This is a genomic window from Binatus sp. (SeqCode) (assembly GCF_049584895.1).
Taxonomy (GTDB): Bacteria; Desulfobacterota; Binatia; order Binatales; family Binataceae; genus Binatus.
In genome coordinates this window covers 1-14,791 of sequence record NZ_JBAUYR010000118.1, presented here as the reverse complement: position 1 = coordinate 14,791, position 14,791 = coordinate 1, and the positions used below count along the sequence as shown (strand labels likewise).

General features: G+C 58.2%; 16 protein-coding genes. 11 read left to right on the top strand and 5 right to left on the bottom strand.

The window, feature by feature from the left end; genetic code table 11:
* From WB650_RS20330 to WB650_RS20310, 5 genes are all read left to right on the top strand, one after another.
* Window positions 1-1,695 (top strand): hypothetical protein, encoded by a 1,695-nt coding sequence (locus tag WB650_RS20330; RefSeq protein ID WP_423961821.1) that lies wholly within the window; start codon window positions 1-3, stop codon window positions 1,693-1,695.
* A 19-nt stretch (window positions 1,696-1,714) separates the two neighbouring features.
* Window positions 1,715-2,014 carry a hypothetical protein gene (locus WB650_RS20325; RefSeq protein ID WP_422305969.1) on the top strand — a complete coding sequence of 100 codons (300 nt, stop codon included), beginning with the start codon at window positions 1,715-1,717 and terminating at the stop codon, window positions 2,012-2,014.
* Between the two features lie 97 nt (window positions 2,015-2,111).
* Window positions 2,112-3,011, top strand: a complete 900-nt coding sequence (cyoE, locus tag WB650_RS20320; protein ID WP_423961819.1) for a heme o synthase — start codon at window positions 2,112-2,114, stop codon at window positions 3,009-3,011.
* A 162-nt stretch (window positions 3,012-3,173) separates the two neighbouring features.
* Complete coding sequence (locus tag WB650_RS20315; protein ID WP_422305973.1) at window positions 3,174-3,353, top strand: NAD-binding protein; 180 nt, start codon at window positions 3,174-3,176, stop codon at window positions 3,351-3,353.
* 162 nt (window positions 3,354-3,515) lie between these two features.
* Window positions 3,516-4,499, top strand: a complete 984-nt coding sequence (locus WB650_RS20310; protein WP_422305975.1) for an LLM class flavin-dependent oxidoreductase — start codon at window positions 3,516-3,518, stop codon at window positions 4,497-4,499.
* A gap of 52 nt (window positions 4,500-4,551) precedes the next feature.
* Here WB650_RS20310 and WB650_RS20305 read toward each other — a convergent pair whose 3' ends face one another.
* Genes WB650_RS20305 through WB650_RS20295 form a run of 3 tightly spaced genes read right to left on the bottom strand, consistent with a single transcriptional unit; the run spans window position 4,552 to window position 6,496 of the window.
* Window positions 4,552-4,707 carry a BBE domain-containing protein gene (locus tag WB650_RS20305; RefSeq protein ID WP_422305977.1) on the bottom strand — a complete coding sequence of 52 codons (156 nt, stop codon included), beginning with the start codon at window positions 4,705-4,707 and terminating at the stop codon, window positions 4,552-4,554.
* Entirely contained in the window at window positions 4,697-5,944 is a 1,248-nt protein-coding gene (locus WB650_RS20300; protein ID WP_422305979.1) for an FAD-binding oxidoreductase, read from the bottom strand. The genes WB650_RS20305 and WB650_RS20300 overlap by 11 nt, the downstream gene beginning before the upstream one ends.
* A gap of 3 nt (window positions 5,945-5,947) precedes the next feature.
* Complete coding sequence (locus WB650_RS20295) at window positions 5,948-6,496, bottom strand: CreA family protein (protein ID WP_422305981.1); 549 nt, start codon at window positions 6,494-6,496, stop codon at window positions 5,948-5,950.
* A gap of 223 nt (window positions 6,497-6,719) precedes the next feature.
* Between WB650_RS20295 and WB650_RS20290 the strand changes: the two genes are divergently transcribed.
* The gene (locus tag WB650_RS20290) at window positions 6,720-7,547 is read left to right on the top strand and encodes a CmcJ/NvfI family oxidoreductase (protein WP_422305983.1); all 828 of its coding nucleotides are present in this window, start codon (window positions 6,720-6,722) and stop codon (window positions 7,545-7,547) included.
* Window positions 7,548-7,622: 75 nt separating this feature from the next.
* Here the strand turns inward: WB650_RS20290 and WB650_RS20285 are convergent, their stop codons facing one another.
* A complete protein-coding gene (locus tag WB650_RS20285; RefSeq protein ID WP_422305985.1) occupies window positions 7,623-9,029 on the bottom strand; it encodes a sigma-54-dependent transcriptional regulator in 1,407 nt (468 codons plus the stop codon).
* A gap of 10 nt (window positions 9,030-9,039) precedes the next feature.
* Window positions 9,040-10,374, bottom strand: a complete 1,335-nt coding sequence (locus WB650_RS20280; RefSeq protein WP_422305987.1) for a sensor histidine kinase — start codon at window positions 10,372-10,374, stop codon at window positions 9,040-9,042.
* Between the two features lie 397 nt (window positions 10,375-10,771).
* Here WB650_RS20280 and WB650_RS20275 point away from each other — a divergent pair, with 397 nt between their 5' ends.
* The 5 genes from WB650_RS20275 to WB650_RS20255 all read left to right on the top strand — a co-directional run.
* Complete coding sequence (locus WB650_RS20275) at window positions 10,772-11,605, top strand: acyl-ACP desaturase (RefSeq protein WP_422305989.1); 834 nt, start codon at window positions 10,772-10,774, stop codon at window positions 11,603-11,605.
* Window positions 11,606-11,730: 125 nt separating this feature from the next.
* Entirely contained in the window at window positions 11,731-12,453 is a 723-nt protein-coding gene (locus WB650_RS20270) for a methyltransferase domain-containing protein (RefSeq protein WP_423961814.1), read from the top strand.
* Between the two features lie 31 nt (window positions 12,454-12,484).
* Window positions 12,485-13,231, top strand: coding sequence for a DUF2306 domain-containing protein (locus WB650_RS20265; RefSeq protein ID WP_423961813.1), 747 nt, complete (start codon window positions 12,485-12,487; stop codon window positions 13,229-13,231).
* A gap of 29 nt (window positions 13,232-13,260) precedes the next feature.
* Entirely contained in the window at window positions 13,261-14,391 is a 1,131-nt protein-coding gene (locus WB650_RS20260; RefSeq protein ID WP_423961811.1) for an NAD(P)/FAD-dependent oxidoreductase, read from the top strand.
* A gap of 74 nt (window positions 14,392-14,465) precedes the next feature.
* A partial coding sequence (locus WB650_RS20255) for an ATP-binding cassette domain-containing protein (protein WP_423961809.1) occupies window positions 14,466-14,791 on the top strand: 326 nt, incomplete at its 3' end.

The following is a 14,791-nucleotide window of genomic DNA, read 5'->3' as shown; positions in this document are numbered from 1 at the left end:
ATGACTGCCTCCATAGAAATCGATGGCGGCAACGCGATTGTCGCTGCTGGCATATTTTTCAGGCCGAAGCTTGGGAGGACAAATATGGGGCGCGTTAATCATCTGGTGATCATGGGGGCATTGGTTTCGATCGCGCTGGCGACAATTCCGCTCAGAAATGCATCGGCGCAAGACTCAGGAGTCGCTTCAAGCTCAAGCTCGGCCGCGGACCCCGGCACGGCAAAGCCGGCCTCCTTGGACAAGGTGTTCCGCGAGCTTGAGGCAGAGCGCAGCCAAATGAGGGAGAACGAGCGCAGGCATGAGGAGGAGGAGGCAGCGGAACGCAAGCGTATTGAGGCGCTGGAAAACGAGGTCAGCGCGCTCAACAACGCGAAGCTGCAGGCCCAGGAAAGCGAGAACACTCTGCAGATCGCTCAAACCCAGAAGCAGGTCGGCCAGATTCAGAAGACCATATCTTCCCAGCTGGGGCCCTTCAATTTTGGCGATCGCATAAACGCCTTTCTTGGCCAGCATACCTTCACGATGGTTGGTGGCGTATCTGCCGGCTTCTACTTCGACCGCGAGGCCGCGATGAATCAACCCGTCCTCGACTTCGAAGTTAACCCGATGATCAGGCTTAATGACTGGATCCAGTTCTACAGCAGCTTCGGGGCCACCTTGCAACCTGGTGGAATTTCGGACGTGGGTCCAAGCCTTGCCAACCTGCAGATCTTTCCGGCTGGACAGGAGTTTCCTCTGGAACTGGTCGCCGGGCTATTCGACACGCCCTTCGGAGATTGGTTCGAGAACCAGAGCCCCAGCTGGGTCAATCCTTTTATAACTGCACCGCTGCTTTACGGCGCGGAATCGATCGCTCCCCCTTCAGCGCTGGGACTGCAGGCTCGCAGCGGGATCCAGTGGGGCGCTATAGGCCAGGACGTTGACGCCACGGTGTGGGTGGACTCAGGCCCGAGTTTCGAATCATCGCCCGGCGTGAATGCGATTCCCAATCCGGTGATCGGTGAGGCACTCAATCCGCTCACCGGCACTAACATTGCCACGAATGGTAAGGGTTTCGGCGCACGCTTCAGGTTGTTCCCACTGCCGATTAGTGAGAATCTTGGTCGGCTTGAACTGATGGCGTCAACCTACAATGGCAAGTGGCTCGACGGGCTCTGGTTCAATTCCTGGGATGTGGGTTACGCATATCGCGTAGGACCGTTCCGCACCCGAGGAGAGTGGGCGCAAACCTACCGTCAAATGCCCAGTCTTGCGGGATCGGCTATGTATCCCGGTTGCTGCGGGCATGAGAACAGGCAGGGCTGGTATGCGATGTTCGGTTTCTTCCTCTATGGCATTCCGCATCCTTACCTTGGGGACTTTATAGAGCCGAGGTTCAACAAGACTGAATTCCTGGTGCGCTACTCAGGCGTGAATCAGCGAGCCATCCTTGCCAACGACATCAGCACCGTACCGATTTTCACCTTCAACGGATCACCCTCTGTGTACAGCCCGCACGCGCGTGAGGTGGCCCTGGCGCTCGACTATTGGATAGCACCATCGATCGTCTGGCAGGCCGAGATTGACTGGGAGCTTCCGCAAAGAGGCGGCACGCTGTACAACTTCGTAGGATCGGCCACCACCCCGACCGCGAGCAGCATCGACGCAACGGCGAACGACGTCGCGGTGATGACCCAACTGTCAATTGGGTTCTGATCGACAAGGGGTGACGACAATGAAATCACTTGTTGCCAAATTCGGAATGATTTCAGCCCTGTTGTTGATTGGCACCGCCACTGTTCGGGCAGCCGAGATGATGGGGCCGACGCCAGAACAGCAAAAGCGGCATCTTGAGCTGTTCCGCGAGGGACAAGCGTTGTGGCCAATTTATTGCAACCACTGCCACAACGCTCGAAATCCCGCCGAGTTCGCTCCTTACCAGTGGGATCAAATCATCATGCACATGCGCACGATGGAGAACATGCCACCCAGCGATGAGGCTGCAATATTGGAGTATCTGAAGACGGCACGGTGACGGCGTGTTCCAGAACCTTCCAGCGTCGGAACGATTGGCATCGCTCACCGAGGGGGCGGGAATTGGAACGCCCTCTCAGCGGCTGAACGCGAAAGCCATGACGGTAGAAGACGTAGCCCAGCATGCCGCGCCATCGGTGAGTGGATACGCGATCGCCTATTTCGAACTGGCAAAGCCGCGCGTGCTCACGATGGTGCTGATCACCACGCTTGCTGGCTTCTACATGGGAAGCGGTGAGCAGTTCGTGTTTCTGCTGGCGCTCAATCTCACCATCGGCACAGCTTTGGCGGCCGGCGGAACACTAGCGTTGAATGAATACGTCGAGCGCGACACCGACTCCCGAATGGAGCGCACGCGCCATCGACCGCTGCCTTCAGGCCGGTTACGACCGACCGACGCGCTGATTTTCGGCGTGGTTACCGCCGTCACCGGGTTTTTATTTCTTTGGGCGAAAGTCAATCCACTGAGCGCAGTAGTTACCGGCACTATCGCCGCGCTTTACCTGGGTGCATACACCCCGATGAAACGATTCACCTGGCTCTGCCACGTCATCGGTGCGGTTCCCGGCGCCCTGCCACCGGTGATCGGTTGGGCGGCTGCGCGCAACGGCCTGGGCGGCGAGCCGCTGATACTTTTCGCCATCATGTTCCTGTGGCAGTTGCCGCATTCGCTCTCGATTGCGCGCCTTTATCAACGCGACTATGCGCGCGCCGGCATCCGCATGCTGCCGGAGCCGGGCCGCTGGGGCGACCCCGCCAATTCAGTGACGATCGCGGCTGCCTCGGCGCTGCTCTTGGTTGGCATGCTGCCGGCGCTGATGAAGTTCGCCGGACTCGTTTACCTGGCGGTCGCCATTGTGCTTGGAGCGGTGCTGCTGTTTCACTGCCTGCGCTTCGTGCTGGGTGGTTCCGCCAGTACCGCCGCGCTGCGCGTCATGAAGGTTTCGCTGGTGTACCTGCCGGTTGTGCTGCTGGTGATGGTCTTGGACAAGGTCTGATCCTTCGCGCTTGGTAACTGCAGAGAACCGCCGGAGACAAGCTGATTTTTGGTTCGTCGCTGAGCGCGCTATTTACTCGTTCGCTCGTTCTTGATGAGCGGGAGGCCCTATTCGAAGACGATTCGCCCGTCTCTGCATGGTCTTTCTCCGGCAGCTATGGCTGTGACAGCAAGGTCGCTCAATCCGAACGTAAAGATCGTCACCCGGGCCGGCCAGCAGCGCTATGCACAAGCGATACGGACTTCTGGCGCTGATGAGGTGATCATACCGGAATACGAAGGCGGCCTGATGGTAGGGAGAATGATCGAAAAGTACTACCCGGCTCTCAGAAAGCTCGACTAAGAGTTCCAGTTCCCGCACTTTGAAGCTACGCTTCTGCTCGCAGACTAGTCTGTGAAACGCTGTTCCTGATCGTCCCAGGCAACGGGGACGGCATCGCGACCGTTGTCGCTATCAAAACTTCCTGAATTCAGGAAGAGTCCTTCCAGCAATTGGCGTTTTTTGGTGCCGGAGGCGGAACTCGAACCCGCACGTCACGCCAGCTCCTATGGTCCCTCCGCGCGGCTGCTCGGGCGCCTCGGCGACATTGGTAAGAAAGATATTGAAACGTTGCTTGTGGGATTTGAGCAGTTTCAGTATTCGAGGGCGATGAAGTACGCATTCGACATTCCTCAGTTCGGCGCCTATTCCCAACCCCGTCTGCTTGCTCAACTCGCGCACGAGGCAGAAGACGCAGGCTGGGATGGCTTTTTCCTGTGGGACCATATTCAGGTTAGCTGGCCGGACGCGGTCTCCGATCCCTGGATCGCGATGGCAGCGATGGCGATGGCGACGAGTCGAATCCTCCTGGGCCCGATCGTTACCCCGCTCTATCGGCGTCATCCGTGGAAGCTCGCGCGCGAAACCGTCACCCTCGATCATCTATCCGGTGGCCGAGTCGTGCTTGGCGTCGGTCTCGGCGATGATATCTTCGGCGAGATACGAACCTTCGACGGTCCTATGGACCCCAGAACGCGAGCGGAGATGCTGGATGAAGGGCTCGCGGTCCTGCTCGGACTCTGGAGCGCCGAGAAGTTCTCATTCGAGGGAAAGCACTATGCGATTCGCGACGCGCAATTTCTGCCTGCGCCGGTGCAGAAGCCGCGGATTCCGATCTGGGTCGCCGGTAGATGGCCGCGGAAGCCGCCGTTTCGGCGCGCCGCCCGTTTCGACGGCACCTTTCCGATTTCAGGCGACATCGAAACTCCTTTAACAGCATCGCAGGTTCGCGATCTTGTCACGTTCATAAAAAGCGTTCGCACCTCCGATACTCCGTTCGATGTAATTCAATCTGGCAAAACCGCTGGCGAAAACCCCGCACAGGATCGCGTAATCGTTGCCTCTTACGAGGAAGCAGGAGCGACGTGGTGGTTCGAGAGTCGGGTACCATGGCAGAGCTCGGTGGAAGAAGTACGGAAGAGAATTCGGATGGGTCCACCAAGATTGTGACGCGTCTCTTGGAGTGAGGCTTCCAGCTCATTCAGATCATAATGCAATCGGTTTAGTGCCGTCGGGCTGGCGGAGGTATGTTCTGGTTGACGCGGAAAAAGTTGTCGGGATCGAATTTGTCCTTGATCAGCGATAGCCGATCATACTTGTCTCCATAGGCCGCACGGGCTCGAGCTTCGCCTTCGTTTTCCAAATCGTTAACGTACACTGCGCCGGTCGAGAGGATCCATTGCGCGATAGAACTCCTCGACCCAGTCCCATGATTCTTTACGCTCAGCGGTCTTGCGCCAATAGGAGTGTATCCAGTACTCAAAGCCCGTGCGTCGAAAACCGAAAGCATTGTCATGAGGCCTGGCGCACCACGGTCCGTGCCAATACATCATTGTAATGCCGCTCGCTTCATGCGGCGCATTCGAAGCGTGTTCGATGATAGTCTCGACCACGTCGTCTGTAAGGCGTTTGAAATGTCCCGCTCGCCGATGACTTGAGTACTCTCCTTCAGGTACGTCGAAGCCGCCTCGCTGCTCATCGAGATAGGCTTTCGGTTGTATCGTATCTTCGAACGGCCGGAGGTACTTGCGGAGTGGGCGGAGCGATCGTTCTCCTTTTTCCTTATCCCCCGTCCACACGACTTTGATATCCAGCATCCTTTCGCCCGGATGAGGCAACACGGCCGCGATTAGAAATAATTCGGCAGGAATCGTAGGAGCGAAGCTGTCAAGAAAATGTAGAACTCTTATAGCCTGCTTTATCGGATACCTTAAACTACCCGACAGGACAGTTTCGATGGGATGGAGCTGGAACTCGATCGATGTAGCGACGCCGAAATTCGCTCCGGCGCCGCGCATCGCCCAGAACAAATCGGTATTCTCGCTGGCGTTGGCTCTTAAGACCTTGTCATCCGCAGTTACAACTTCCAGATCCGTGATGCTATCGCACCCATAGCCGAACTTGGGCGTCAGTGAACTCTCACCTCCACCGAGTGAATATCCGGCTACACCAACCGTAGGGCATGATCCGAGCGGCACCGCCATCCGAAAGGATTGTGTAAGGCAATCCAACTCCCCGGCGATGATTCCCGGCTCGATGCGAATTTTCTCATGGACTGGATCGATCCAGGCGCGCTTCATCAGCGATAGGTCCGTAACCAGTCCGTCATCGCAGACGCCATGACCGGCGAAACTGTGACCACCCGATCGCACTGCAGTGAGCAGGCCTTTGTCACGGGCAAATTCAACCGACAGCCGGACATCTTCCGCATTCGCGCACCTCACAATAATTGCGGGATGCATGTTCACTGCCCGATTACTGACGCGACGCAATTTTCCGTAACGCCGATCGTGCGGCAGCACCACGTCGCCGGTTAGAGACTTGGCAAAGGCAGCGATGCCAGAAATATTCATCGTGTGTATCGAAAACTGACTGGGTTGGTCGAATGCGAGCAACGGCTATTGTGGCAGAGCGGCAGGATCAGCTTGCATCAGTGACAGATCAGGCGCCTGAGTTCCCCACGGCTCCGCGACTACCGCCGAAATTGAATTCTGCGGTGAGCCGTGGATGATCCGGTCGGTCCACACCACATATACAAAACTCTTGTGCGGTGCGTCCCAGAACCGGCTGACATGCAGCCGCTTGAACAAGACCGAACGTCTTTCGCTAAAAGCGTCCTCACCGTTGTCGAATTTTTCCTTCACCCTGATAGGTCCGGTTTGGCGCACAGCGACGGAGGCGTCGGACGTATCCTCTGCAAGCCCAAGCGCGCCTTTGATTCCCCCCGTCTGCGATTTGCTGATGAAAACCGTGATGCCGTCAATTTCAGGATCGTCGTAAGATTCGATAATTATTTTGTGGTCCGGCCCGATCAGGTTGAACTCCGTGTTGACGGAGCCAAGAATGTTCCGCTTCTCGCTCAGGTTGTGCCAGTGCAGTAGCAGCCCCAACACTACCATCGCCGCCGCAACACCGACTACCCACTTCACTTTCGAGCCTTGGGACATGATTTTACCCAGCTTGGAAAAACGCCCCGAGACCCACGCGATCATACTCCAGCACAGGTAAAAAGTTCTCTGCGTTAGTCTTGGACCTCTATACGAAAAATTTTACAATCTATCTTTCATCCAGACCATCGCAACGAGCCATCAAGGCTCATACGGTGCGTAAAAACGCGCATGTTATCATCATGATCGGTAAGGGAAGAGACCAATAGGAGGCGGAACACACTTGGGCAGCGCCATTGAAAACGATCTGCTGGAGGATTTCAGTCACATCGAAGGTTCCCTGCTTTATCTAGTTGATCCGGCGGAGACGCGGGGAACGACCGAAATAGACGAGCCCCTGCCAGATCCGTCTCAATGGCCAGGGCGATCCCGCCGATACACGATCTCGATTCGCGATGGACGGCCGATAATCGCAGAGCTGTCCCAGGATAAACAAGGATTCGTTCTTGTTCGCCATCAGACCGCTGTATCGAATTTCTACGACGAAGCAGAGGTTCGCGCGGTCTACTACCCGGAGGTCGAGCGGTTGCTCAAGCAAGCCACTGGCGCTACGAAGATCCTGGTATTCGCACATGACGTTCGCAGCGCTCGGCAGGCGAGGGAGAAGGGAGTGCGCGAGCCCGTAGCAGCGGTGCACAACGACTACACAATCAAGTCCGGGCCCCAGCATGTGAGGGAACTACTTGAACCTGGTGAGGCCGAGGAGCGTCTCAAGAATCGGTTTGCAGAAATCAATGTCTGGCGGCCTATCCGGGGTCCAGTTCAAGGGACGCCGCTGGCGGTATGCGACTCGCGAAGCATCGCACCAAAAGACCTCGTTCCGACCGACCTCAAGCATGAGGTCTACATGGTTGCGTTCAACCCCAGGCACCGCTGGTTTTACTTTCCGGGAATGGAAACCAACGAGGTGCTACTCATCAAAGGTTTCGATTCGATGAAGGACGGTCGGGCGCGGTTCACCGCCCATGCCGCGTTCGAGGACCCGGCGGCGTCCTCCTCTGCCCCAGGTCGGGAAAGCATCGAGGCCCGAGCGCTTGTCTTTTATGGCTAGACTCTGTGGACACTTAGACCGCACCGTCACTGCCTCATGCGGTGAGATCCTGGTGGATGCCGTCGAGCCCAACCTTCAATCGGCAGCATCTTTAATGCGATGCTTGCCGAGCTTGTAGGAAAGATCGCTCCGCGACATTCCAAGACGACGCGCGACCTCCGCCTGCGCGCCCTCGGTTATTTTCAGCGCGCGCTGAATCACTGCTTTCTCGAGCGCGGCCAGGAAGTCGCGAAGGTTGTGGGTCTCGGGGATCATCTCGGCGAGCTGCGCGGGAGTGAGCTCGGCGGAAATCCGGGGGGCGACGCCGTTTGCGCTGCGCGGCGCTGACACGGGGAAATTTTCCGGAGTGATTTCCTCGCCGGCGGAGAGAATGCACGCGCGCTCGATGAGGTTGCGAAGTTCGCGGATATTTCCAGGAAAGTCGTAGCTGAGCAGCGTATGAATCGCCTCTACGGTGATTCGACGCGGCGGTGTCTTCAGATCGCGCGCAGCTTGTTCGAGGAAGAGCGCGCAGAGCTGTGGGATGTCTTCGCGATGTTCGCGCAGAGGAGGCACCGTGAGCGGAACCACGGCGAGGCGATAATACAGATCCTCGCGAAAACGGCCTTCCTGCACGCGACGCTTCAAATCCCGGTTGGTTGCGACCAGCAGCCGCACATCGGTGTGCCGGGGCTTGGTCGATCCGACTCGCGTGACCAGGCCGTCGGTTAGCACCCGCAGTAGTTTGGCCTGTGCCGGCAGCGACATTTCAGCCGCCTCGTCTAGAAAGAGAGTGCCTTCGTGTGCCGCTTCAAAAACTCCCTCGCGCGCGCGATCCGCGCCGGTGAACGCTCCGCGCTCGTGCCCAAACAGCTCGCTTTCCAGAAGCGTTTCGGTGAACGCCGCACAATTGACGGCGACCAACGGCTTTTCGGCCCGCAGGCTGCTGCGATGAATTGCGCGCGCTACCAACTCTTTGCCAGTCCCGGTTTCTCCAGTAATGAGGACGGTAGCGTTGGTCGGTGCGACCCGCGCAATTTTTTCGCGGAGCTGGCGAATCGCCCCACTGCGCCCTGTGATCTCTGATGAACCTTCAAGGCGCACCAGCGTGTCACGAAGCCTGCTGTTCTCACGTACCAGCCGCGTGTGCTCCATCGCGCGCGTCGTGGATGCGAGCAGAACTTCAGGAACGAAGGGCTTGGTAATGAAATCGAATGCGCCTCGGCGCATGCTTTCCACCGCAAGTTCGATGGTCGCAAACGCGGTAAGAAAAAGAACGGACAGCGTCGGATCGGCCTCGCGCGCTGCGGCGAGGACGTCCAATCCTTCACCGTCGCCCATTTTCTGATCGGTTATGACAGCGTCGAATGTATGCTCGGCAAGGGCGCTCCGCGCGTCGTTGACCCCGGCTGCCTCAACTACTTCGTGATGTTCCTGCTTCAGATTGGAGATCAGGATCCGTCGCAAGTGCGGTTCGTCATCCGCAATCAGTATTTTCCCCATAGTCGGTCCCCTAACTGAGAGATTGGCTCCCGGAGCGGGCAGGTATCTCAACGGAAAAGCACACCCGCTGCGGCTCGTTGATTCTCAATGTGATATCGCTGCCGTGAGCGCGTGCGATGTTGCGCGCGATCGCCAATCCAAGTCCGTTGCCACCCTGCTTGGTGGTAAACAGGGGTTCAAAAATCCGCTCGACGGTTTCAGCGGGAATCGGTCCGGCTGGATCGATCACGTCGATTCGGATCGTGCCATTGCCGTTCTTCTGAGCGTTGAGCTTCACCAGGTCGCCCCGATGACAGGCGTCGATCGCGTTCAGCACCAGGTTCAGGAGCGCCTGATGCATCTGGTTGGCGTCGAACTCGCCCTCCAGATTGCTATCGACGGCGATATCGATGGCCACCCCCTCATTCGCAGCGTGCGCGCGGGCGACCGTTGCGACGTAGTTCAGCGTATCGGCAAGGTTCACCCGCGCGATCTGTACAGGACGCGGGCGCGCATAGACCAGGAAATCGGTAGTCAGTCGCTCGAGACGTTCGGCTTCCTTCGCCGCGATCGAGAACATTTCTTCGCGCTCGGCTTCGCCCTGACCGGGCCGGTTGGCGGTCGCCAACGAACTGGAAATCATCGCAACAGGATTTCGGATCTCGTGCGCGATCGCCCGCGACAGCCTGCCAACAGCGGCGAGCTTCTCTTCAGAGAGCAATTGCTGACGGGTGCGTTCGAGTTCCTCGAGATTGTAGGCAAACTTTGCCTCGCGCTTGCGCAGATTGTTGACGAGCAGCCACACCAGCAACCCCATCACGCTGTAAATCACCGTCATCGCGCCCGCTTCGATGTACTCGCCAAATTTCAGGCCGTACGCACCCACGAAGCAAATGAAGTCCGCCAGCGCGATGACGCCGATCGTCACGCCAAGGCCGAGCCTGAAAGACGCTTCGAGTATGGGGAGAAGCATCAGCGCGTAATACGCGGTGTCTCCCCTGAGGGTCAGCGTGGTAAGCAGCAACGCCAGTATCGAGTTGAAGCCGAGAGACCAGTAAGTGAGGAACCGGCGTGCGCCTTCGGAAATTGCTGCGTTCCTCGCGCGAAGCCAGATGAAATAAGCCGCCTGGATTACAAAACCCGCGGTCAGAACGATGATGACGGATTCCGATGGACGGCCGCGGACGAACCGCGAGATCGCCTGCAGGGCAAACAGCGCGCCAATCAGCAGGAGATTGAGCGCGGCAAAGACAAGTTCCTGCCGTCGAAAGGAATCGTGATCTTCGACTGCGAAGTCGCCGGCGCCGATCGTACTCGCCAGCGAGCTAAGCGCCCACAGATTCCCGCTAGGTTTATGGTCCGTCATTCTGTTCAGGGGTCGCGAATCGCCGCATGGCCTGTGAGCAAACGCGATGCCGCTATTCAAGATTAAAATTCGTTAACAACCCGCTTAATTCCGAGAGCTCCCGAAAGTTTCTTCGTTCAAAAGTTTGTACGTCGATCTATCCTATGTTCAAATTTTTGAACTAATCGAGGTCGTTGTCGAGGGGCGGAGATGAGAAGCCGCGCGATTGCCCAAACGTACTCACGTAAAGCAATGGCAGGCGGTTTGCTAACTACGAGCACCCTGTCGCTGTCGCCTTGCTTCATACAGATAACATCGCCTCCACGCGCGAACGACATGAATCGTGCCTTGAAGGTCCGTCGGAGACTCCGGTTCGGAATGCGGCGAGCTCATTGAGCCGACCGCGATCGACCGAAAGATGAGCGAGACAATGCCCTCGACAATGCGTGATCGGGCTTATCAGATCTATCTCGATTTTCTCGAAACGGCTGAGAACAAGCGGCGCTGGAATATTTTCAACGACGTGCCGTGGGAGAGACTCGACTCTGGTAAGGCGACTGATCAAGTCGGCGACCGCGTGGAGATCTTCTGCACAGAAGAGCTCTACGTGCCTGACTACAGTTCCAAGGCACTCGATTTGACGCGCTCCGTGTTTGGGATGGCCTGGTTTCAGACTTGTTGGGCTTTTGAAGAATCAAGGCATGGGTTGGTCTTTCGCGAATACCTGACCCGCTCAGGTCTTCGCTCGCCAGCGCAATTCGAGGCGTTGGAGACGGGGACCTTTTCAAAAGAATGGAAACTGCCCTTTCAAACGATTCGCCAAATGACTTGCTACGGCGCGCTTCAAGAGAGTGCTACCTTTACTGCGTATAACCAGCAGAGAAACAAGGCTCGCGATGCTGGGGATCAGGTGTTGGAAGCGATTTTTCTTTTCGTTGGCCGCGACGAGGCGGCGCACGCCGGGTTCTATCGCGACATGCTCCAGTTGGAACTGATTCACAATCGCGAGGAAACGCTGGCCGACCTGGCCTACGTGCTTTCGAACTTCAAGATGCCTGGCGACGGTCTGATTCCTGATTATCGGCGACGGTTGGCGAGTTCGGGGGCCGGGATAAGTCCCCGGGTTTTTCTCGCGCGCGTGGTCTGGCCCTTGTTGAGCACGCTGGAAATCAGTCGTGAAGAAATGAAGGGCGCAATGAAAAAACACGCTCCTGTGACGGTCTCGAACGCGCGCGCTGAAATTAGCGTGTGAGTCGCTCGGAAACGCGGTTCGATCAATCTTCGTAAAGCCAACCTCTATCGGGGAGCGGGTCCAACGAAATAGTCGCTCGGGCACCAAGGAGAATCGGTCCGAGAATTAGATGGAAATCGAACAACATGGTTAGCTTTGTGGCGCAGGGATTGGGCGATCTCAGTCGGCGGGTTTCTCCGCGTGAGTTCCCGGAGCTTATGGATGGCGACTGTAGTTATGAGGATTTCCGTGACTGCCTGCGCAGTCTGGAAAAAGTGAATCGCTGGCTGCTCGGCTATCGGCCGACGCTGACGTGGCTGGAGCAGCTACCGCGCGGCTTGCGCGAGCCGATGCACATCGTCGACGTGGGCTGTGGCGGTGGAGATCTACTGCGGCAGATTGCAGGCTGGGCACGGAGACGGGGCATCGCTGTGCAGTTAACGGGAATCGACTTGAATCCGTATGCGGCGCGCGCGGCAGCGGAGTCCACGCCGAAGGAGCTCGGAATTACATGGGTAACCGGCGATGCCAGGGCGTATCGGCCGGAGAAGCCGATGGATATCGTCGTTAGTTCGCTGCTGGCACATCATCTGGAGGACGAAGAGATCGTCGCGCTGCTGCGGCGGATGGAAGCAACCGTGCAGCTTGGTTGGTTTATCAACGATTTGGAACGGGCGCAGTGGAGTTATCGGATGTTTGGGTTGGTGCGGTGGCACCCGATAGTGAGGCATGATGGGCCGGTGTCGTTCCGGCGGGCCTTCCGGAAGGAGGATTGGGTACGCCTGTTGGCTGCGGCTGATGTTCCGGGGGAGGTGGTGACGGTAGAACGTTGGCAGCCGGGACGGTTGTGCGTGGGGCGGTGGAAGTGAGGTCGGTGATTCTGAAGCTGAGAGGCGAATAATGGCATCTTTCACCCTGCCTACACCCAGTGCCAAAGCCGTTCTCTGGATCTTTCTTAGCGTCACGACGCTCTTTGTCTTCATCACGTCAGAGGTCCTTCTCATCACCGATTACCCCATGTACCATGCCTACCGCCTGCAGGTCATAGCCGACCGCGGACTCCTCATCCCGCACACGCTCTGCGGAACCTTCGCTCTGCTGGCCGGCCCTCTGCAGTTCTCGTCGCGCTTTCGGCAGCGTCACCTGAAGCTCCATCGCGTCCTAGGCCGCATGTACTTCATCGCCGTCATCTTCGGCGCCTTTACCGGGATCGCCCTTGCCACCGGACGTCCCGGGCTGCCTGGGACCGCCATGCAAGGCGCTGCGTGGATCGTATGCACTAGCGCTGCCGTGATCGCCGCGCGTAACAGACAGATCGCCGTGCACCGCCAGTGGATGGCCCGCTCCTACGCGGTCACGTTCACCTTTGTCTCGACCCGGGTACTCAACCTCGTGCCCGCCTACTGGAGCCATCTTGGCGACGTACTATCGGCGGTTGGCGTCATTGCCTTCACCCTGGCCTCCATCGTTCTGGTCGACCTCGGGCTCAACTGGAAGGAACTCACCACGCGCCGCAGACTGGCGGCAGAGCATTGTTCATCTCCCGAAGCTGGCTCCCTCCAGAGCCGAGCTGACTACAGGCCCGTAACCACCCAGCTGTCCATCGATCCACCACAGATAGAAATACGGAATTCAGCGACACGTTGATGAAACATCCGTGAATCAGGAGCAAAGCCTTGCAAGATGAAGTTCTCGTCCTCGGTGGTGGAGTGGCAGGCTGTGCCGCATCCATCGCGCTCGCCCGAAAGGGACGAAGCGTAACGTTGATCGAACGCGAGCCCACGCCGCGCCATAAGGTCTGCGGAGAATTCCTAAGCGGTGAGGCCCTTGAAGACCTGCATGCTCTTGGCATCGACGTGACCTCTCTTGGCGCGGTGCCGATCGATTACGTTCGCCTTGCCGCAGCCAGACGGGCCGCGGAGGCTCCGCTGCCTTTTCGCGCGGCCTCGCTCACGCGCAAGGCGCTCGATACAGCGCTCATTGCCGAGGCTGTCACCGCCGGAATCCGCGTCGAGCGCGGTCGCAGTGTGCAGTCGCTCAGCCGCGCGACCGCCAACCTCTGGCAGGCTACGCTCGACGACGGCACCACATACCAAGCTCCAAGCGTCTTTCTCGCCACGGGCAAGCACGATCTGCGCGGCCACGGTCGCCCGAAGGACCCTCACCAATGGGTCGCCTTTAAGATGTATTATCGGTTGTCTGCCGCCCAGACCGCTGACCTGGGGGACGCCTCCGAGTTGATGCTCTATTCCGGAGGCTACGGTGGTATCCAACCGGTGGAAGACGGCATTGCGAATTTCTGCTTGGTGGTGAAACGGTGGTATTTTGCACGTGCGGGTCTTCGCTGGGAGGGCCTCCTTGCGAAGATGCAGCAGGATTGTCCCCACCTCGCAATGCGGCTTGACGGTGCGGAGCCGCTGCTCGACAAACCGATCGTCGTCACTCATATCCCTTACGGTTTCATCCGTCGCACAACGGAGGATGGGCTCTACTGCATTGGCGATCAGGCAGCCGTCATCCCCTCGTTCACCGGTGACGGCATATCCATCGCGCTGCATACTGCCCGCCGTGCCGCCGCTGCGTATCTTGCAGCGGAGCCGGCGCAGGTCTTTCAGCCAAAACTGCGCTCCGCAATGCTGCTCCAGATGCGTTTTGCCGAGGCCGCCGACCACGGCTTGAACAACGCACTCGCGCGCGCTGTGCTGCCGTTCTGCCTCAGGGTCTGGCCCGGCGCGATGCGGGTAACGGCTATGCTCACGCGGGTCAGCCAGCCAGTTGCGGTTGCTCCACAGGCGTTCGCCAACTGAAATCGAGCGACGACAAAACACTCTCGTAGTCGTCAACCCCGAGCGGATGATGGTATCGGCGGTGTAATGTTTCAATGAGTCCGGCACAGGCACCACTTCTCGAGGCGATCGAGATTTCGAAGAGTTACGGCGCGCGGCTTGCGCTTGACAATGTCAGCCTCGCAGTAAGGCCAGGTGAAATTGCCGCCTTGCTCGGACCCAATGGCGCGGGCAAGACCACGACGCTGTCGATTTTGGCTACTCTACTTAAACCCGATAGCGGTCATGTTCTTATCAATGGTAAGCCGCGAAAGAGCGACCCGACTGGACTGGGGCGGATGCTTGGGCTGGTGCCGCAATCGCTCGCGCTGTATCCCACGCTTAGCGCGGCGCAGAACGTATGGCATTTCGCACGCATGCA